Raw genomic sequence first — 18071 nt, 5'->3', positions numbered from 1 at the left:
CTCCTTAGCGGAAAAATGACATATGTCTGATGCGCGAATAGTAGAGGCGTAGAACGGCGGAGAGCGCGTCGCCAATGCTCGGCCGGGCGTTAACGACGTAGATATGCCTTGCTCCCCAAAAGAGACCATGATGGTCATCCTGTGAGCGTATAGGATCTCCCCCTGTACGCAACTCGCTAAGGCGTTCCCCCTGGCGCTCAATATAGCTCTCGGTATCAATCAAGAGCACCGCGATCTCTGGATTGAAATCCGCCGCGCGCCGCAGGAAGAGCCGTAGCTCGTTCTCGGTAATCTGGTTTGGGCTACCCGATTTGCACTCGACCATGACGCGTATGCCGTCTACAAATGCTACTACGTCCAGATCGCCCCCATCTGCAACGCCTTTGATTGCGACTCCATGTCTTGCCGGAACCTGTAGCCATTCTCGAAACCAGGCTGCTACGTACCACTCCAATGTAGGCCCAAGGTTGTCGATGTGTTTGTAGGCAGAACTCTTGTGATAGGTTTTGTCCTCACTGGTAATCAGGTAAAAACGCTCCATTTGTTCCAGGTTGCGCTCAAGCTTCTGCTCGCCCACACAGATACGATTGAGGTCTGCATATGAGCTACTTTTGTGAAAGAAAATGTGACGTAGGAGCTTGCGAAAGGTATTATCTCCAAATGCCTCATAGAAGTGTCGCTCTCGCTCGCTCAGCGTCATCTCCTGGTTCTGATACAGGCGGATGACGCGTGGATCGGTATAAACAGGTTTATGGCGAACAAGGTGCCATCCCTGACGGCGTAGCATGATCTCAAATGAGTCCTGGCGCGCAAGCTGCTCCCTGCCCAGTTCTTCCGTAGAGAACCGTTCAGCGTTCATGTTCGCTCTCCGATCTTAGCGATATATCTGCTGTATTACTGGGGCTTCTGTGGCTCTTCCAGTTTGCGTGAGAGGATAACACCCGTATTCAAGCCGACCATGTGCAGTCCGCCAAAGAAGCGCGCATGCTCGATCTTGACGCATCGGTCCTGCACGAACGTCAGCCCTCCGCTCTGTGCTATCTGCCCTGCCTCTTCATTGCGCACGCCCAGTTGCAGCCATAGCACCTTCGCGCCTATCTCAACCGCCTCGCGCGCGATAGGTGGCGTATCCGTTGCCTTGCGAAAGACATCCACGATCTCTATGGTCTCACCAGCGTCTTTAGCTTCCTTGAGCGAGGCGTATACTGGCCTGCCCAGCAGCGTTTGTCCCGCGTAGCGTGGGTTTATAGGGATAATGTTGTATCCCTCCGCCTGCAAATAGATGGCGACGAAATGGCTCGGTCGATAAGGATCTGCTGATACGCCTACAATTGCGATGTGCTTATATTGTTGTAGAATACGTAGCCGCCCATACATGTCTGGCATCGTTGCCGCCGCTTTTTCCGTTTTCGCTTCGTTCATATGGCACCGCTCCTCGTTTGAATGATACTTGACTCTTGCTCGCTTCCTCCTCATTGTAGCCTCAGTCGCGCTTAACAGCAAGCCATACATTTGCCTGAGCGCAGCCAACTGAGATGCTCAGACGTCGCACTACACAAATGCAGCCTGAAGTGGAACCATGTGGCGGCGTTGGAACATGCTCTGCATAACTTGCTTTTGCGGAATATCGGTATTTGCTCAGGCTGAATCGATGGCTTTGAAGTTCTCTCTTTCTCTGGACGCAACCGATCCTCGCGTCTTATACTTAGCGGGTAGGTGCTTATTGGTTTTGTTCTCACCATGGAGGTTCCTTAATGCCTGAGATTGATGGCGAGCATATTTTTGGATTTGATACCCTCTCGGTTCACGCGGGCCAGCGTCCCGATCCGGCTACCGGTGCGCGTGCTGTACCAATCTATCAGACGACATCCTATGTCTTTGACGATACCGAACATGCGGCACATCTCTTTGCCCTGCAACGCTTCGGCAACATCTATACACGCATTATGAACCCAACTACCGCCGTCTTTGAGGAGCGTCTGGCCGCTCTGGAAGGTGGAACTGGCGCGGTTGCGACCGCTTCCGGCATGGCGGCACAGATGGCGACGATGATGACTCTCCTTCGTCCGGGCGATGAACTGGTTGCTTCTAGTTCCCTCTATGGTGGGACGCATACGCAATTTGATATTACGTTGCGTACCTGGGGTGTCAAGACAATCTTTGTGGATAGCAGTGATCCAGAGAACTTCCGCCGTGCGATCACACCGCGCACACGGGCCTTCTATGGTGAGACTATTGGTAATCCGCGTGGTGATGTGCTGGATATTCAGGCTGTCGCTGATATCGCTCACGAAGCGGGTGTTCCGCTGGTCGTTGATAGCACATTCGCGACCCCTTACCTCTGTCGCCCCTTTGAGCATGGCGCGGATATTGTGGTGCATTCGGCAACCAAGTTCATTGGCGGTCATGGCACCTCTATCGCGGGTGTCGTCGTTGAGTCTGGTAAGTTTCCCTGGGATAACGGCAACTTTGCACATATTGTTGATCCTTCGCCCGGTTATCATGGCGTGCGCTTCTACGAAACCTTCGGCGATTTTGCCTTTGTGATGAAGCTGCGCTGCGAAACAGTTCGTGATACGGGAGCTTGCATCAGCCCCTTTAATTCATTCCAGATCTTGCAGGGGCTTGAGACGCTCTCATTGCGTATGCAGCGCCATTGCGCTAATGCCCAGCGCGCTGCTGAATTTCTGAGCGAGCATCCAACTGTAAGCTGGGTACGGTATCCGGGTTTGAAGGATGATCCCTCCTACGAACTGGCGCGAAAATATTTATCGCGTGGCGCGGGCGCTATCTTTACCTTTGGGGTCAAAGGCGGCTATGAGGCGGGGAAGAAGCTCATTGATGGCGTAAAGCTCTTTTCGCATCTAGCAAATGTCGGTGACGCGCGTAGCCTAATCATTCATCCTGCGAGCACCACACACCAGCAGTTGTCGGAGGAGAATCAGCTTGCAGGAGGCGTCACGCCTGACCTGATTCGACTTTCTATCGGTATTGAGGATATTGAAGATATTCTTTGGGATCTGGATCAGGCCTTGCGTGCCGCCAATTGAGGAGTGCTTACCGTTGTGCTCGCCTGTTTCGATGGGATGTTTGTCAAAACGTTCAAAAAATTGTGGTGCGCACCACAATTTTTTGAACGTTTTGAGGCGTTTACTCTCACCACTCATAGAAATGCCTGAACTGGAATATCAGACTTGTGCGCTTACAGATGGCGAAGAATTGTGATACACTGAGAAAAGCAACCGACTTATTCCTCAACCTTGTCGTGCTTCGCGCGACCTCTCTCTTCCCACTAATAACGCTTGGCGTATTGGGGATGTGTATGAGTGAGCGTAAGTGGTCGCATTATTCAGTTCCTGTTCTATTGTCAAACACATTTACTAATGTCTTCATGCTTGAGCCTTCGCAAGCTGATCGTTTGGTGCGTTAGATGCTCGCCCTCAGGCTGAGTGTGCTCAAGCAATTGCAAAGTAGCCTTATCCAATTAAAGGGAGTTCGTGCCGCATGACACAAGCTGTAGAGCAGACTTCAACACAAAATCTTCATGTTGGAAAGCGGACACGTAGGCAAGATGCCCCGGATAAACTGACCGGGCGTACCCGCTTCACTGGCGATATATCGCACTCGAATTTACTTCATGCTCGCTTGGCACTTAGCCCTTACGCGCATGCCAAGATCAATTCTATTGATATCAGTGCCGCGCTGGAGGTTCCTGGCGTGGTCGCGGTCTATACGGGTGAGACGCTTGAACTGACGAATCCGACGTCCTCCTCACGTACGCAGTCACCCCTGGCTATTGGCGAGGTTTGCTGGAGTGGACATCCTGTCGCGGCAGTTGTTGCTGAGACAGAAGCCGCAGCCGAGGATGGTGTCGCGCTGGTAGATGTGGATTACGAACCTCTGCCCGTGGCTATTGATCCTGAGGAAGCAATCAAACCTAGCTCACCCCTCGCGCGCACTCAGAATTCCAATCAAGCAGGTGAGATAGCTGGCGGCGATGCGCACGCGGCTGTTGATACAGGTTCGGTCGAGGAGGAAGAAGAGGAAGCGCTTTCCGAGAACGTCTGTAATAAAGTCCATATGAAGCTGGGCGATATTGAGGCGGGCTGGCGAGAGGCCGAGGTGGTTATCGAGCATACAGTGCGCACGCGCCCGGTTCACCAATCGTATATGGAACCCCAATCGATACTTGTTGCTCCCAGTGTTTCAGGCCATCAGATGGTTGTTTGGCCTAGCTCTCAGGGCATGCTCGGTGTGCGCTCGGATATTTCGAAGGCCCTGGATGTGCCTGAGCGCCAGGTACGTGTTGAGTCAGTTCCCATTGGGGGAGCCTTTGGTGGCAAATTTGGTCTGATTGAGCCATTGGGGGCAGCGCTGGCCTATCGAACGCGTAAACCTGTGCGCCTGGTCTTCACGCGCCAGGAGGATCTGATGGCCGGTAACCCCGCGCCTCAGGCCGTGATTTCGCTGAAGCTAGGCGCGAAGCGTGATGGCACGCTGGTTGCCTTTCAGGGAAAAGCTATTCTCGATTCTGGTGCCTATGCGGGTGCTGGCGCGGGTTTGCTGGGTTATCTGCTGACAACCACCTATCGTTGTCCCAATTACGATCTGCGCTGCTACGAGGTATTGACCAATAAGGTGAGCGTGGGTGCCTATCGCGCGCCGGGTGCACCCCAGGCTGCTTATGCGATGGAGACGGCGGTCGATAAACTGTGTGCTGAGTTGGGGATGGACTTGCTGGAGTTCCGTAAGCTAAACGCTCTGCGCGAAGGCGACCTCATGATTGACCATCGCAATTGGCCGCGCCTCGGCCTCGTCGAGTGCATTGAGGAGTTGCAGAAGCATCCTCTCTGGGTCAATCGAGCCGAGGAAAAGCAAAACCTTCCCGCCGAATTGGAGGGCTGGAAGGGTGGCATCGGCGTTGCCATTGGCGGCTGGCCCGGTGGCACAGAGCCCGCCGCTGCGGCCTGCCGCCTGGAATCCGACGGTACCCTCTCAGTTGTTCTGGGTACTGTCGATCTCACAGGTTCCGATACGACAATGGCAATGATTGCCGCTGAAGGTCTGGGCCTCTCGGTTGACAATGTCAATGTGGTGCATGATAGTACCGATACTATGCCCTATAGTGGGGGTACTGGTGGAAGTAAGACCGTTTATTCGATGGGTCCGGCGGTGCTTGCCGCTGTGCGCGACGCACGCCAGCAAATCTTAAGCATTGCCAGTAACATGCTCGAAGCCGCTGAGGGCGACCTTGAGATTGAGGATGGCAAAGTTGTCGTGCGTGGTGTGCCCAACAAAAATGTCAGCCTCAAGGAGGTCGCGAAGATGTCTACGCGCCGTTATGAGCCGGTTTATGGCCGTGGTCGCGCGGGCAACACCTCGACGTCGCCTATGTACTCCGCGCATCTGGTCAAGCTGGCCGTTGATCCCGATACTGGCGAGGTCAAAGTGCTGGATTATGTCGCGGTCCAGGATGTGGGTCGCGCTCTAAATCCGGCTGAGATCGAGGGTCAGATGCATGGCGGCATCACTCAGGGACTAGGCTGGGCCTTGTTCGAAGGGTATGAGTACGATGAGAACGGTCAACTCCTCACGCCTACGTTGATGGACTATGCACTGCCACATAGCTTTGATGTGCCGCACATCTCAACTATTATGGTTGAGATTCCCGCGCCCCTTGGCCCCTATGGCGCTAAGGGTATTGGCGAGCCCCCAGTGGTTCCCGTAGCGGGCGCGGTCGTTAACGCTATTGCCGATGCTGTTGGTGTAAATGTGCTCACCATTCCGGTCACTCCCGAGCGCCTCTTCACTGCTTTGAATGAGGCATAATTGGGACACAATTAGTTCTCTAAACCTGTCTAACAGACCCCTTCCATCGAAGGGGTCTGTTTTTTGTGGCGAGCCCTGTACGAAAACATGGGCATGTGAGTGTTCATCGCGGTCGTGACGTTGGTTTTTGTCACATCTCGAATGCACTCAGGTTTTTCGATAGAGAGTAAGCTGAAAGAGAGGTCCCAGAGGAGGGTTCAGAGATGGCACATCCAACTCTAGTCACCCCTGGTAGTTTACCCGAATACTGTTCAATATACGAACACTGTTCAGATAAACGTGTATGAATGGAAGCTGATGGGTGCTTGTAGAGCAGATAGCAAGGAGTAATCACAATCATGTCTCTATTTGATGACCCTTCGATGAAGAAGACGCACATAGCTCAATCCACCACAACAGATGAGACTCCTCCTATCGGAGATGTTTCGCCAGCTCAGTTAGCACGAGATGCCGCTGAAGGACGACGAGGAGCCGCCTGGCGTTTAATGCTCTGGATTATTAGCAATGACAAACGGGCCGAGGAAGCGGTTGCTTCCCTCAATGATGATCGCCTTGCGCAACACCTGCTCGAATTCATTGCTATGGGAACATGGGCAGGCAAGCCATTCGTCGTACCAGCGAAGTTGCGCTCGCCTTATGCGCGCATACGCCTGGGAACGCTCTTTATGCCCGATATAGTTATGCCACGCCAACGCATCGAGCGTGTTCTCTTTGCAGGCATAGGTGATCGCCGCCATGAGATACGTAGCGCTGCCATCACGATTCTGGGCGAGATTGGCGATCGCGCAGGTGAGCCACTCATCGAAGCTGCGCTCCACGATCCTTCACACCCTGTTCGCTTGCAGGCCGTGAAAGCGCTAGGTAAGATGCATGATCCATCCGTTGTGCCTGATCTGCTTGAGATGCTGAAGAGCGGCGATGAGCAGATGGTCAACCAAGTGTTCGCGGCTCTGGTTCAGATTGGCCCCACAACGATTCCTGTTGTGGCTAAGGAATTGCATAGTGCTTCTCCCTGGATACGATGGCATTGTATGCGTGCCCTTGGTGAGATGCAAGATTATCGTGGGCTGCCTTACCTGGTTGAGGGTCTACGTGATAAAGATTATGGGGTGGCATGGATGGCGGCGAAGGGGTTGGTGAAGTATGGCAAAGCTAGCCTGGAACCGGTATTGCGCCAGTTACAAGGCGTGATCCCTACTCTGTCTCTGGCGGAGACCTCCTGTTATGTCCTGCACCAACTATACTTGCGCGACTCCAGATTAATGCCCTCTCTCAAGCCGGTCGTTGAGGCTGTGAACGGTGTAGCTTTTGATATCGCGCTTCCTCCTCTCGCTGGGAAAGCTCTCAATCAACTTTATGCGGATCATTTGCTTCCGGTTTGACTCTCATGCTGCTCCATATATTGGGGAATAAACCATTGTTCCGCCTCTGTTATGAATAGTGACGTTATTGTACCTCAAGAATGTCGCCATTGTAGCCTATAAGGCTCTCAATGCTTTGTTTTCAACGCATTGAGAGCTATTTCGTAACAAAAAAAGCAGGAGAGGTAAGAGGTAAGCACCTCTCTTTTGCCTGGGCGTGGGGAATCCACGCCATCCTTTCCCCTGCCACTGTAGGAGGCGAAACAGGCTTTCTAAATTCCTTGACAAGTCCTGCACACGATTGTAAGCTGTGGTTAGCAATTTCGGAACTAAATTGATTAACTTTCTCAAGTATAAGGAGTGTGAACATGGGCGAGGCATCCCGTGAAATCATGCGCAAGGCAAGGCAGCAAGTGCCTGAATGGTCCGCCACTCAGGTGCGTGAAACTCTTGCTCAGCAGCGTGAGGAAGGAGCGCAAGCCCAGGACGTGACCCTGGTTGATGTGCGCGAGAAGAATGAATGGAATGAAGGGCACATCCCAGGGGCGATCCACGTGCCCCGTGGCTTCCTGGAGCTTCAGATTGAAGAAGCTGTCCCCGATAAAGATCAGACTGTAGTGCTCTATTGCGCTGGTGGTGTGCGCTCCCTGATGGCGGGTAATACCCTTCAGCAGATGGGCTATAGAAATGTGATCTCCATGGCTGGCGGCTTTGGAAAGTGGAAAGGTAGCGGTTACGAGTTTGAGATGCCCCGGCTGATGAGCGACGCGCAATCTCGCCGCTATAGCCGTCACTTGCTCGTTCCCGAAGTTGGCGAAGAGGGCCAGTTCAAACTCCTTGATTCCAGGGTGTTGCTCATTGGCGCGGGTGGCTTAGGATCTCCCTCGGCATATTATCTTGCCGCCGCTGGCGTTGGCACCCTAGGTATTATTGATGCCGATGTCGTTGACGAAAGTAACCTTCAGCGTCAGATTCTTCACAATACAGATCGTGTTGGGCAGTATAAAGCCGAGTCCGCCAAAGAGACGCTGCAAAAGCTCAATCCTGATGTGAAGGTAGTAACCTATCTTGAGCGCCTGGACGAGAGCAATGTTCACAATATTATCGCCGACTATGATGTCATCGTTGATGGTACCGATAACTTCCCCACTCGTTATCTGCTCAATGATGCCGCACTGCTGGCGAATAAGCCTGTGGTACACGGAAGTGTTTTCCGCTTTGAGGGTCAGCTAACCGTCTTCAAGCCATATGATGGTCCATGCTATCGCTGCCTCTATCCAGAGCCACCGCCCCCAGCTCTGGCCCCCAGCTGTGCTGAGGCTGGCGTACTTGGCGTTCTCCCCGGTATCATCGGCCTTTTGCAAGCCACCGAGACGATTAAGCTGCTGTTAGGTATTGGCGATCCTCTGATTGGTCGCTTGCAGACCTATGATGCCCTTGCGGGAGAATTTAACGAGTTGAAGCTCTTCCGTGACCCCAAGTGCCCAGCTTGTGGCGAGGATGGTCATCCCGAAGATTTACCAACATACGCTGATGTCTGCGCTCTATAAGCTCTGAAGCGCGTCTGGAGAGCATCACACGATCAAGAAATATATGGCGAGCGGTGCTCTCCGCTATTTCAAACATTCTTATGCGTGACTGAACGCATAGGGTATGCATTAAGGAGAAGAACCTATGGCAACCGTTCGATTGGCACCTGTACTGCGTGCGAGCGCTGGCGGGGCAAAGCAAGTAAGCGCTCAAGGCGATAACCTTGCTGAGATCCTCAGCGACCTCTATGAGCAGTTCCCCGCGCTGAAAGAGCAGATTCAACCAGAGCAGGAGTTGAGCCGCTTCATTAATGTCTATGTTAATGACCAGGATGTTCGCTATCTTCAGGGTCTGGAGACTGCTGTCGGCCAGAATGATACTGTTATCCTCTTACCTGCGATGGCTGGTGGCCGCTAATTTGTAAGGAACACAGGTGAGTACCATGCGCTATGGGAATATCCTTGAGACGATTGGCAATACGCCTCTGGTCGAACTGAAGAGTTTTTGCCCCCATCCGGGCGTCGCGATTTATGCTAAGCTTGAAGGGAGCAATCCGACGGGTAGTGTCAAAGATCGCGTCGCCTTGCGCATGATTGAAGAGGCGGAGGCTGATGGTCGCCTAGTCCCCGGTGCCGTTCTGCTAGAGCCTACCAGCGGCAATACTGGTATCGCCCTGGCGATGATCGCTCGCTTGAAAGGGTATCAGTTTGTCGCTGTCATGCCCGATAATGTGACTCGCGAGCGAGCGCAATTGCTCAAACTCTATGGCGCGGAGATTATCTTCTCCGAGGGGCGTTTGGGTAGTAATGGCGCGGTGAAGCGCGCGCAGGAGATAGTTGCTCAGGATGAGCGTTATGTTATGCTCTACCAATATGGCAACGGGGCAAATCCGCGCGCTCACTATCACGGTACCGCTGTAGAGATCATTCAAGATCTTCCCGATATTACGGCCTTTGTGGCCGGTCTCGGTACAGGAGGCACGCTCACTGGTACCGCGCGTCGCTTGAAAGAGTATAATCCTGCCATCAAAGTTATGGCTGCTGAGCCAATGCAGGGTGATGGCGTGCAGGGGTTGCGTAGCCTGGCTGATGGCTTTGTTCCTCCTGTGCTTGATCAGAGTGTACTCGATGGGAAAATCCTGGTCTCCAGCGCCGATTCCATTCGGCGTACACGTCAGCTTAAGGATCAGGAGGGAATTTTTGCCGGCCCTTCGTGTGGGGCTTCACTTCATGCTGCCATTCGTGTTGCCGAGCGCCTGGAGAAAGGGAATGTGGTTACCCTCCTGGCTGATGGTGGTTGGAAGTATCTGAGTGAGGATCTGTGGACGCGCAACCTGGATTCTATCGAGGAGGAGTTCGAGTCAAAAGTATTATGGTAGCAGAAACAAACCCCTCAAATCAGAGCTTTGTCGTGCGTATCCCAGAAGATCATTATCAAGAGATGCTGGCGCACGTCATTGATGGCTATCCCAACGAAGCCTGCGGCGCGCTTGGCGCTTTGAATGGTACCGTTGTCAAGCACTACCCAACGCGCAATGCCGCTGAGCATCCTGATGATTTCTCTATCATCAGCGAGAGTGATATCGTACATATCTTTAACGATATTGATGCCTACGATGGCGAGATGATCTACTATCACTCGCATCCAATAAGTGAGGCGTATCCTTCAGTACGGGATCGTGAGTGGGCGCAGCGTAGTGGCTACCTCTATGTGATCTTCTCCCTTCAATATCGTCCCGAACCTCCTTATGCGCGCGTCTTCCGTATTAATGCACATGGAGAGGTGACTGAGGGACATATCGAGCGCATTCCAGTTGCCTGATAACGCACTTCTCTCAAAGCAGGTAGTCTTGTAGCGTTCCCTACAGGGCTACCTATGTCTTTTCCCCTATCCATCTGGTCACAATGTGGCTATACCTCATGACTATTCGCTTGTATACAATAGGGTTGGCAAGGGCTTGAATCCTCGTTCTGCCTGCATGCCTCCCATTCGCCTGAGAGCGGAGGATATTATCAATTGAGCCGGTTTCCCTGCGCAGGCTCAAGCTCTGTGCATACATATTCAGGGCTCAAGCTTGCTGATTGCCTCTATTAAGAGCCATGGGAGTACCCTTGAATACTGCGATACATAAGGTTATACAAGCATGAAGCGCTTGCGTAAACATATATTTACTGTGACCCTGAAGATAGTTCAATCTAACACTCATGCCTTGATGGCTGGCCTCCTTATTGCCTGGGCAGTTATCCTGCGGATATGGTTGGTGCAAATGGGCTGGCCTCAGATGGATAGCGATGAAGCGACGATGGGCCTAATGGCCCTGCATATCTGGCACAAACAGGATTTCCCTGTCTTTTTCTATGGTCAGGGATACATGGGAGCACTGGAAGCCTATCTTGGCGCGGCCCTCTTCTCGTTCTTTGGTCCTACGCTCTTCGCTCTGCGCCTGGGCTTAATTCTCCTTTTCGCGCTCTTTCTGCTTGGCATGTATTTGTTGGTGAGCATGCTCTATACACGTAATTGGGCCCTCTTCACCCTCTTTTTACTCAGCCTGGGCTCGGCTCCTGTGCTGACGCGTCAGCTTGTAGCAGTGGGGGGTATCCCTGAGATGCTGATGTTTGCGACTGGTCTTCTGGTGCTGACGCTTTGGCTGACGCGCACCTACAGTCGTGAGCGTCTTCTGCGTGGTTGGCGTTTGCTTGCCTATGCGCTGTGGGGGCTTCTGGCGGGCCTGGGAATCTGGAGCCATATGCTGATCTTGCCTCTGGTTGGTATTGCTGGCCTTCTGCTTCTGCTCTTTTGCCTTCGTGAACTGCTCTGGGGGGAGCGGTCGCGTTGTTGATTGGTTTTGGCTGTGGTCTTATTCCCTATATCCTCTACAACTATCACGCTGAGCCAGGTCAGGATACGCTCTCCTATCTCTTCTATGTACAGAATGCCAATGGGATTGATCTCCCTCCCAAAGAGGTGCTCTTCCCGTTGCAAATCAAGGGGGCGTTACTAATAGCGCTTCCCGGCGCGACTGGTTCGTCCCCTCTCTGTTCATTGAACGATATTCACCTCTTCCGTATCCAGAATGTCTCTGCCCTGCGTTGTACGTTGATGCATACTGGCTGGACGACAGCGCTATTCTGCCTATGGCTGTTTGCCCTGGGGATGGTAGCCTGGTCGCTATGGAGTATTGTGCGTACCCGAAGGGCTACTGGTATCTGGCGGCGTGATCTGCTCATTTGTCATCTTGGACGCTTGACGCTTCTGCTTAATGCCGCTATCACGCTCTTGTTGTTTCTGATGAGTCCCAGTGCTGCTCTCTATCCGGTTGCTGATATCCGGTATCTTTCGGCACTCTTGATGACGACTCCCGCTCTCCTCTGGCCTCTTGGGTGTGGACTCAACGCTGTGGGCTGGTTCGCGTTCGGCTCACGTATTCGTAACGTGCTCGGCTTTTCGGGCAAGGCTATCCAGTCTCTTGCCTCTCCTTTAAAGCTTCTGATGAGTACAGGCGCTCTGGCGCGCCTTAGCCTCTTGCTTCTCGTTCCGACAATTCTTAGTTTTGGCACCAGGAGTATCGTGCAGGGTTATCCGCCTGCCCCTTCTGTTGAGTCGCGTTATGATAAGTTCGCGATTATTGGGGTGTATCGCTATGAGGGGCTTCCGCAGACCCAGGCCTTTAATCGTCAGGAAAGCAGCCTGATTGAGAATCTGGAGAAAATCCATACGCTCCATATCTACTCCGATTACTGGACTTGCGACCGACTCACTTTCCGTAGTCAGGAGCGTATCATTTGTAGCGCCTTGCGTGAGCGGCTCATGCCTGGACAAAATCGCTATCCTCTCTATGCTACCATCGTAACCTCTGATCCGCACGCGGCGTATGTCTTTGAGGAGGGGTCATCTCTGGCGGAAACCTTTCGCTTGCAGTTGCGTTATTCAAGTAGACAGTTCACCATTTATCATTTCGCGGGCTATGTGATCTACCAACCATTTTAGGCAGGTGTTATTCTGCCCTGATGTTGGGCCGGATTAGAGGTTTGGTGCGTGCTCTTTCTTTGTGTTCGCTCAGGAATGGTCATGTAATGCGCCCGTGCAACCATCTCTGAGTTCCCTCGCTACCTGTAGTGGCGAGGGTGGCTTGCAGCCATTACTTTGTATGTAGTATATTTAGATTGTCGAAATGACAGGTATGGTTTATGGCAAACGATTCAATGCAGGACCTTGCGGCGCTTGCGCTAGGACTTCTTGATTTTATCCCGCGCTTGCAGCGACGGGTGCACGCTGATGTCCTGGCTACGCATGAAAATCAACAGGATGAAATCTGGCAAGATTTCTCCGAAATCCAGGCCACGCCGGGCCAGTTATCACTCCTACGCATCCTTGTGAAGTGCAAGCGTTGCAGTATGCAGGAACTCGCTGAATATGCGGTAGTTGCTCCCTCGACTGCGACCGCGATGGTCAAGCGCCTTCTCGCGCAGGGCTATGTAGAGCGCTCTCGCGGCGTGGAAGACTGGCGTACCGTCTGGGTCCAACCTACTGCGCGTGGCGAACAGGTGATAGCCATGTTTGACCATGTGCGATTGGCAACCTTACAACGTCGTCTGCAACAACTCAGTGATGATGAGCGTGAGCGCATTGTGGCAGCTCTCCCCGCCCTCCAGCATTTGACCGAAGTGGAAATGTAGCGCTATTTCGTAGCATATCGGTGTCAAACTCAGAATCTATTGGATCAGCTAGTCCCTCATGTAGAGAGGGTTATGTCATTGTGTTCGTTTGCTATGTGAGTATGTGTTGGGCTGCGTTCGGTACCTGTTTTGGACAGTAAGAGGTGTTAAAGGTTTTACATCTCCTGGTTGGTAGGGGGGATAGATATTCTTCTGGTGCACTATCTATAATTTATGGAAGGAACAAAATGCAATCTTCTCATCTGTCTTCAGAATCCTCTGGTGCCATGGCGGAAGCGTTACCTCAAATGGCTGTTTCATCTGGTAACGAACCTGAACAGCCGCATGGCTATCAGTGGACCGCCCTCTCTGTGACGACTGTTGGTGCTCTTCTCGCGTCTATCCAGGGTTCTGCTCTCCTGATTGCTCTTCCAAATATCATGGGAGAGTTGCATGCTTCTTTCTTTGTAATCATGTGGATTCTTATGGGTTACCTGCTTATTATGACGGTGCTTACACCGATTGTGGGTCGCCTAGCGGATATCTTTGGACGTAAGCTTCTTTATAATAGTGGCTTCTTAATGTTCACGCTTGGTTCACTCGTCGCGGGCCTGGCTCAGCCCCAGTTCAGGGGGGCTGATCTCATCGTGGGACGCGTCATTCAGGGTATTGGTGGCGCATTGATGGTCACCAATTCAACCGCTATTGTGACGGACGCCTTTAAGAAAGGTCAGGTTGGCCTGGGTCTGGGCATTAATCAGATTGCGGGCGCGGCGGGCTTCTTGCTTGGTCCCATTGTGGGCGGCCTGCTCACCGAGATTTCCTGGCGTTGGGTCTTCCTCTTCAATGTGCCACTGGGCATCTTTGGCCTGATTTGGGGTATCTGGCGTCTGCGTGAGCCGCTCAAGAATACCGTTCGCCAGCATATTGACTGGGTTGGTGTTATTACCCTAACGGTTGGCTTCATTGGCGTCCTGCTTTCACTATCCATGATCGCTTTCCCAATGCTGCCCCAGTCTGTCACCATTGCTCTGTTTGTGATAGGCGTGATTAGCCTGATTATCTTTGGAATTGTAGAGCCGCGTGTGAAAGAGCCTGTGATTCAGTTGCGCCTCTTCAAGGATCGCCTCTTCGCGCTGGCGAGCCTGAGTGGCCTGCTCAATGGTATCGCGCGTGGTGCTGTGCTCTTCTTGCTGATCTTCTATCTGCAAGGGCCGTATGCTCAGGACCCCCTGATTGCGGGCCTGATGCTTACTCCCTTTGGCCTGCTCTTCTTAATCATTGGCCCCTTGAGTGGTCGTCTTTCTGACCGGGTTGGTTCGAAGATACTGGCTCCCATTGGGCTCTTCGTTTCGGCTCTCGGCCTGCTGGGGCTGGTCTTTATTGAGCCGTATACGCCATACTGGCTGCTCTCTGTCTTTATGGCCCTGATGGGTGGTGGTTCTGGCTTCTTCTCGTCGCCTAATACCAACGCGATTATGAGCGCGGTTACGCCTCAGATGCGCGGTGCTGCCGCTGGCATTCTCAACATGCTTAATAATGTGGGTCAGATGCTCAGTATCGTGATTGTCTTCCCGCTAGCGCTAAGCAATGTGCCGCAGGAGGCAGTGATGCAGATCTTCATCTACGGGAAAGGCATGGGAAACTTCACCTCTGCCCAGGATGCCTTGATGAGCGGTCTACACACGGCCTTCCTTGTCTCCTGTCTCATTAGCGTTGTCGCGATGGTGGTCGCGGCTCTGCGTCCTGCGCACCGATAGGGGCTTCCGCCAACGGAGAGAAGCACTGCCCGCTTGTTAGTCATCTACAAGCGGGCAGTGCTTCTCTTTGCCAAATAGTACGATGCTATATCTCGGTATCGTATTCAAAGTAGGTCGCGCCATGCTGTTGAATGGCATCTAACGCCATTGGTAGGGCGGCTCCCAGCCGTGTGCTGAGTAATTGTCGCGCCTCCTCATAGTTGACGAAGCGGTATGCCAGCAATTCAGCCTCTTGCAAGCGTATAGCCGCGATCTCGCGTTCGCTCAGTACTCCACCGTAGAAAATGAACTGTAAGCTCTCCGTCTTATATCCATCTCGCCCTTTGTAATCTACATAGAGTAAGCGGTCTATGGGGATTTGTAGCCCTAATTCTTCCAATATCTCGCGTCTGCATGCCATCAATGGTGACTCGTCGGCGTCCACTACGCCGCCAGGAAAGAGCCAGTCTGGCCGGTAGCTCGGTTTGACAATCAATATATTCCCGGCTTCGTTGAAGAAGAGGGCTGATGCTCCCATGCGTTTGCGTGGCAGCGTGGCATAGAAAGTTTCATTGTCCATGTGCTCAAGCGTATCATATACCAGCTTTGCGTGTAAAGGGAAAAGTGCAGCTTTTGAGATAAAAAGACCTTATTCTGTCCTTGCATTCATTCCCTCTTTTTGATATGATGAAACGGCGGAAGCGATGAATATGTTCAACAAAGCGGAGGAATATGGTGTCCAAACCTATCCAGGAACTTGCACCGCGTATCAGTGATTGCCTAAAGTTGATCTACACCCTGCAAGAGCGAGGGCAGAAGGTTTCCACCTCAGCTATCAGCGAGCGCCTGGGTGTCAGTGATGCTACGGTCACAATGATGTTCAAAGATTTCGCTACAGCTGGTTGGGTTGAGCATGTTCCCTATCACGGTGTACGCCTGACCGAGCTAGGTGAGCGTAAAGCGATTGAGGTGATTCGCCATCATCGTCTACTCGAACTCTACCTTGAGCGCCAGCTTGGTTATACCTGGGATAAGGTCCATGAGGAGGCGGATCGTCTGGAACATGTCATTTCCGAGGAGTTTGAGGCGAAGCTCGATGAATTGTTGGGCTATCCCACCGTCGATCCCCATGGTGATCCTATTCCCAGTAAAGATGGTGTTATTGCTCTACGCCAGGGCGTACCGTTGTCACAGTTTCCCGATGGTGTCTCGGCTTCTATTGTGCGCGTCAGCGACCAGGATTCCGAGAAACTCTGTTACCTCGGTAAGTTGGGACTCTACCCGGAGGCCCGGATAGAGGTCATTGAGCGTACGCCTTTTGGTGGCCCTCTCCGTGTTCTGGTTGGCGCTCCTGATTCCCAGGTTGAGCATATGCTGAGCCTCGAACTGGCTGAGCATATTATTGTTGCCCCCTTCCCACAAGATATTACCCCCTCGTAGGTAGAATGTCATAGATTTTGACGTGAATTGTTGCGTTTCTCAATCCTTACTCGATACTATCAATGAAGGACAGGAGAGGCGTGCATTGTGCGAGTCATTGTCGCTCAACCACGAACACTGCCGTTCCTACCAGGTGCTAGGCTCTTTGGGGAAGGTATTTTGTCGCAGAACTCTGCTACTACCAACCACTTAGAAACTATGTTAAGATGCACTCCAAAGGGAAGCTCCATGCTTCAGGAACGACAAAAACGCAAAAAGGAGAGACACTGATTTGGCAACGCACGATAAACGATATGTCATCATTGGAAATGGGGTTGCAGGTACCACGGCAGCTGAAACCATACGCAAGAATGATCCCAATGGAAGTATTCATTTGCTGACCAATGAGCCTTACCCCCTCTACAATCGCGTCTCGCTTCCGCGCTTTCTGCAGGGTGTTATTGTCGAACAGAAGGTCATGATCCGCGATTTTGCCTGGCATGAGCAACGCAATATCAATCTGGTTACGGAAACGCTGGCTATTAGTGTCAACACCGAAGAGCGTGTTGTGGTGACCAACACCGGTCAGATTTATCCTTATGATGCTTTGTTGATTGCTACTGGCGGCTGGGCCAACACGCTAAATGTTGACGGTGCTGCTGGCACAAAGCATATCTATAATTTCGTGACGCTTGATGATACCAAGACGATCATTGAGCGAATGCAGGAATCGAAGACGGCCCTCGCATATGGCGGTAGCTTTATTTCCTATGAGCTGTGTGATGGGTTCGCGATACGCAAGCTAGACACAACCTGGCTGATGCGTGGTCCATACTGGTTGCGTAGCGCGCTCGATCCCGAGGGTGGCGAGGTGGTAGATAATATCGCGCGCAAGTTTGGTGTCGAGGTCATTCATGGTGACGAAATCGAGAGCATCATTTCTAAGAATGGTGTTCCTGCGTACGCGAAGACCAAGAGGGGTCGTGAAATCCCGGCTGATATGATTGGGGTTGGCCTGGGTATCACATTGAATACCCAGTTCCTTGCGAATACGCCTATTGAGATTCGTGGTGGTATCGTTGTCAACGAGTTTCTTGAAACAAATATTGACGGCGTCTATGCGGCGGGTGATGTGGCCGAGTTCTATGATCCTACCATTGGTTATCATCATACGATGGGAACCTGGGATAACGCTATGGCTCATGGTCGTATCGTGGGCACGAACATGGTGGGTGGGCATCAGGCCTATCTCGATGTTCCAACCTATACCAGCCCTCTCTTCGATGTGAATATCGCCGTCGTTGGTACCGCCGAATCCAACAATCCTGAGCTGGAAGCGGTGGCACGTCGCGAACCCGGTGAAAAGGGGAATGATAACTATCGCAAACTCTTCCTGCGCGATAATCGCCTGGTTGGCGTGCTGATGATTGGTAGTCCCAAGGGGCGTAAAAAACTCGTAGAACTTGTCAAGAATCAGCAGGTACTTGCAACGCCAGAGGAGCGCGAAGCTGTCCTGACATTGAAATAGAGTGCCTTGT

General features: G+C 52.4%; 16 protein-coding genes. 13 read left to right on the top strand and 3 right to left on the bottom strand.

Annotated features, from left to right (window positions below):
* Positions 1-4: 4 nt before the first annotated feature.
* Both K3T82_RS40760 and K3T82_RS40755 read right to left on the bottom strand, forming a co-directional pair.
* Positions 5-859, bottom strand: coding sequence for a hypothetical protein (locus K3T82_RS40760; protein WP_220199222.1), 855 nt, complete (start codon positions 857-859; stop codon positions 5-7).
* 35 nt (positions 860-894) lie between these two features.
* A complete protein-coding gene (locus K3T82_RS40755; RefSeq protein ID WP_220199221.1) occupies positions 895-1422 on the bottom strand; it encodes a CoA-binding protein in 528 nt (175 codons plus the stop codon).
* Positions 1423-1754: 332 nt separating this feature from the next.
* On the opposite strand from K3T82_RS40755, the gene K3T82_RS40750 reads away from it, so the two are divergent.
* The 11 genes from K3T82_RS40750 to K3T82_RS40700 all read left to right on the top strand — a co-directional run bounded on the left by K3T82_RS40750 (position 1755) and on the right by K3T82_RS40700 (position 15135).
* Positions 1755-3050 (top strand): O-acetylhomoserine aminocarboxypropyltransferase/cysteine synthase family protein, encoded by a 1296-nt coding sequence (locus K3T82_RS40750; protein WP_220199220.1) that lies wholly within the window; start codon positions 1755-1757, stop codon positions 3048-3050.
* Between the two features lie 454 nt (positions 3051-3504).
* Positions 3505-5829 carry a xanthine dehydrogenase family protein molybdopterin-binding subunit gene (locus K3T82_RS40745; RefSeq protein WP_220199219.1) on the top strand — a complete coding sequence of 775 codons (2325 nt, stop codon included), beginning with the start codon at positions 3505-3507 and terminating at the stop codon, positions 5827-5829.
* Positions 5830-6167: 338 nt separating this feature from the next.
* The gene (locus K3T82_RS40740; protein ID WP_220199218.1) at positions 6168-7211 is read left to right on the top strand and encodes a HEAT repeat domain-containing protein; all 1044 of its coding nucleotides are present in this window, start codon (positions 6168-6170) and stop codon (positions 7209-7211) included.
* A gap of 347 nt (positions 7212-7558) precedes the next feature.
* The gene (gene moeB / locus K3T82_RS40735) at positions 7559-8740 is read left to right on the top strand and encodes a molybdopterin-synthase adenylyltransferase MoeB (protein ID WP_220199217.1); all 1182 of its coding nucleotides are present in this window, start codon (positions 7559-7561) and stop codon (positions 8738-8740) included.
* Between the two features lie 124 nt (positions 8741-8864).
* On the top strand, positions 8865-9137 hold the full coding sequence (locus K3T82_RS40730) for a MoaD/ThiS family protein (protein ID WP_220199216.1): 273 nt from the start codon (positions 8865-8867) through the stop codon (positions 9135-9137).
* Between the two features lie 25 nt (positions 9138-9162).
* Positions 9163-10098 carry a PLP-dependent cysteine synthase family protein gene (locus K3T82_RS40725; protein ID WP_220199336.1) on the top strand — a complete coding sequence of 312 codons (936 nt, stop codon included), beginning with the start codon at positions 9163-9165 and terminating at the stop codon, positions 10096-10098.
* Positions 10092-10541 carry a M67 family metallopeptidase gene (locus K3T82_RS40720; protein ID WP_220199215.1) on the top strand — a complete coding sequence of 150 codons (450 nt, stop codon included), beginning with the start codon at positions 10092-10094 and terminating at the stop codon, positions 10539-10541. The genes K3T82_RS40725 and K3T82_RS40720 overlap by 7 nt, the downstream gene beginning before the upstream one ends.
* Positions 10542-10863: 322 nt before the next feature.
* Positions 10864-11559, top strand: a complete 696-nt coding sequence (locus K3T82_RS40715) for a hypothetical protein (protein WP_220199214.1) — start codon at positions 10864-10866, stop codon at positions 11557-11559.
* On the top strand, positions 11553-12707 hold the full coding sequence (locus K3T82_RS40710) for a hypothetical protein (protein ID WP_220199213.1): 1155 nt from the start codon (positions 11553-11555) through the stop codon (positions 12705-12707). The genes K3T82_RS40715 and K3T82_RS40710 overlap by 7 nt, the downstream gene beginning before the upstream one ends.
* A 200-nt stretch (positions 12708-12907) precedes the next feature.
* Positions 12908-13396, top strand: coding sequence for a MarR family transcriptional regulator (locus K3T82_RS40705; RefSeq protein ID WP_220199212.1), 489 nt, complete (start codon positions 12908-12910; stop codon positions 13394-13396).
* Positions 13397-13623: 227 nt separating this feature from the next.
* A complete protein-coding gene (locus K3T82_RS40700; RefSeq protein WP_236031860.1) occupies positions 13624-15135 on the top strand; it encodes an MFS transporter in 1512 nt (503 codons plus the stop codon).
* Positions 15136-15220: 85 nt separating this feature from the next.
* On the opposite strand, the gene K3T82_RS40695 is transcribed toward K3T82_RS40700, so the two are convergent.
* On the bottom strand, positions 15221-15694 hold the full coding sequence (locus K3T82_RS40695; protein ID WP_220199211.1) for an NUDIX domain-containing protein: 474 nt from the start codon (positions 15692-15694) through the stop codon (positions 15221-15223).
* Positions 15695-15846: 152 nt separating this feature from the next.
* Between K3T82_RS40695 and K3T82_RS40690 the strand changes: the two genes are divergently transcribed.
* Together K3T82_RS40690 and K3T82_RS40685 are read left to right on the top strand one after the other, a co-directional pair.
* Complete coding sequence (locus K3T82_RS40690) at positions 15847-16554, top strand: metal-dependent transcriptional regulator (RefSeq protein ID WP_236031859.1); 708 nt, start codon at positions 15847-15849, stop codon at positions 16552-16554.
* Positions 16555-16825: 271 nt separating this feature from the next.
* Positions 16826-18061, top strand: a complete 1236-nt coding sequence (locus K3T82_RS40685) for an NAD(P)/FAD-dependent oxidoreductase (protein WP_220199210.1) — start codon at positions 16826-16828, stop codon at positions 18059-18061.
* Positions 18062-18071 lie beyond the last annotated feature (10 nt).

The sequence above is a fragment of the Ktedonospora formicarum genome (assembly GCF_016587355.1).
GTDB classification, from domain to species: domain Bacteria; phylum Chloroflexota; class Ktedonobacteria; order Ktedonobacterales; family Ktedonobacteraceae; genus Ktedonobacter; species Ktedonobacter formicarum.
The sequence above is the reverse complement of the archived record's forward strand: the minus strand, read 5'-3'. Positions and strand labels throughout refer to the sequence as shown.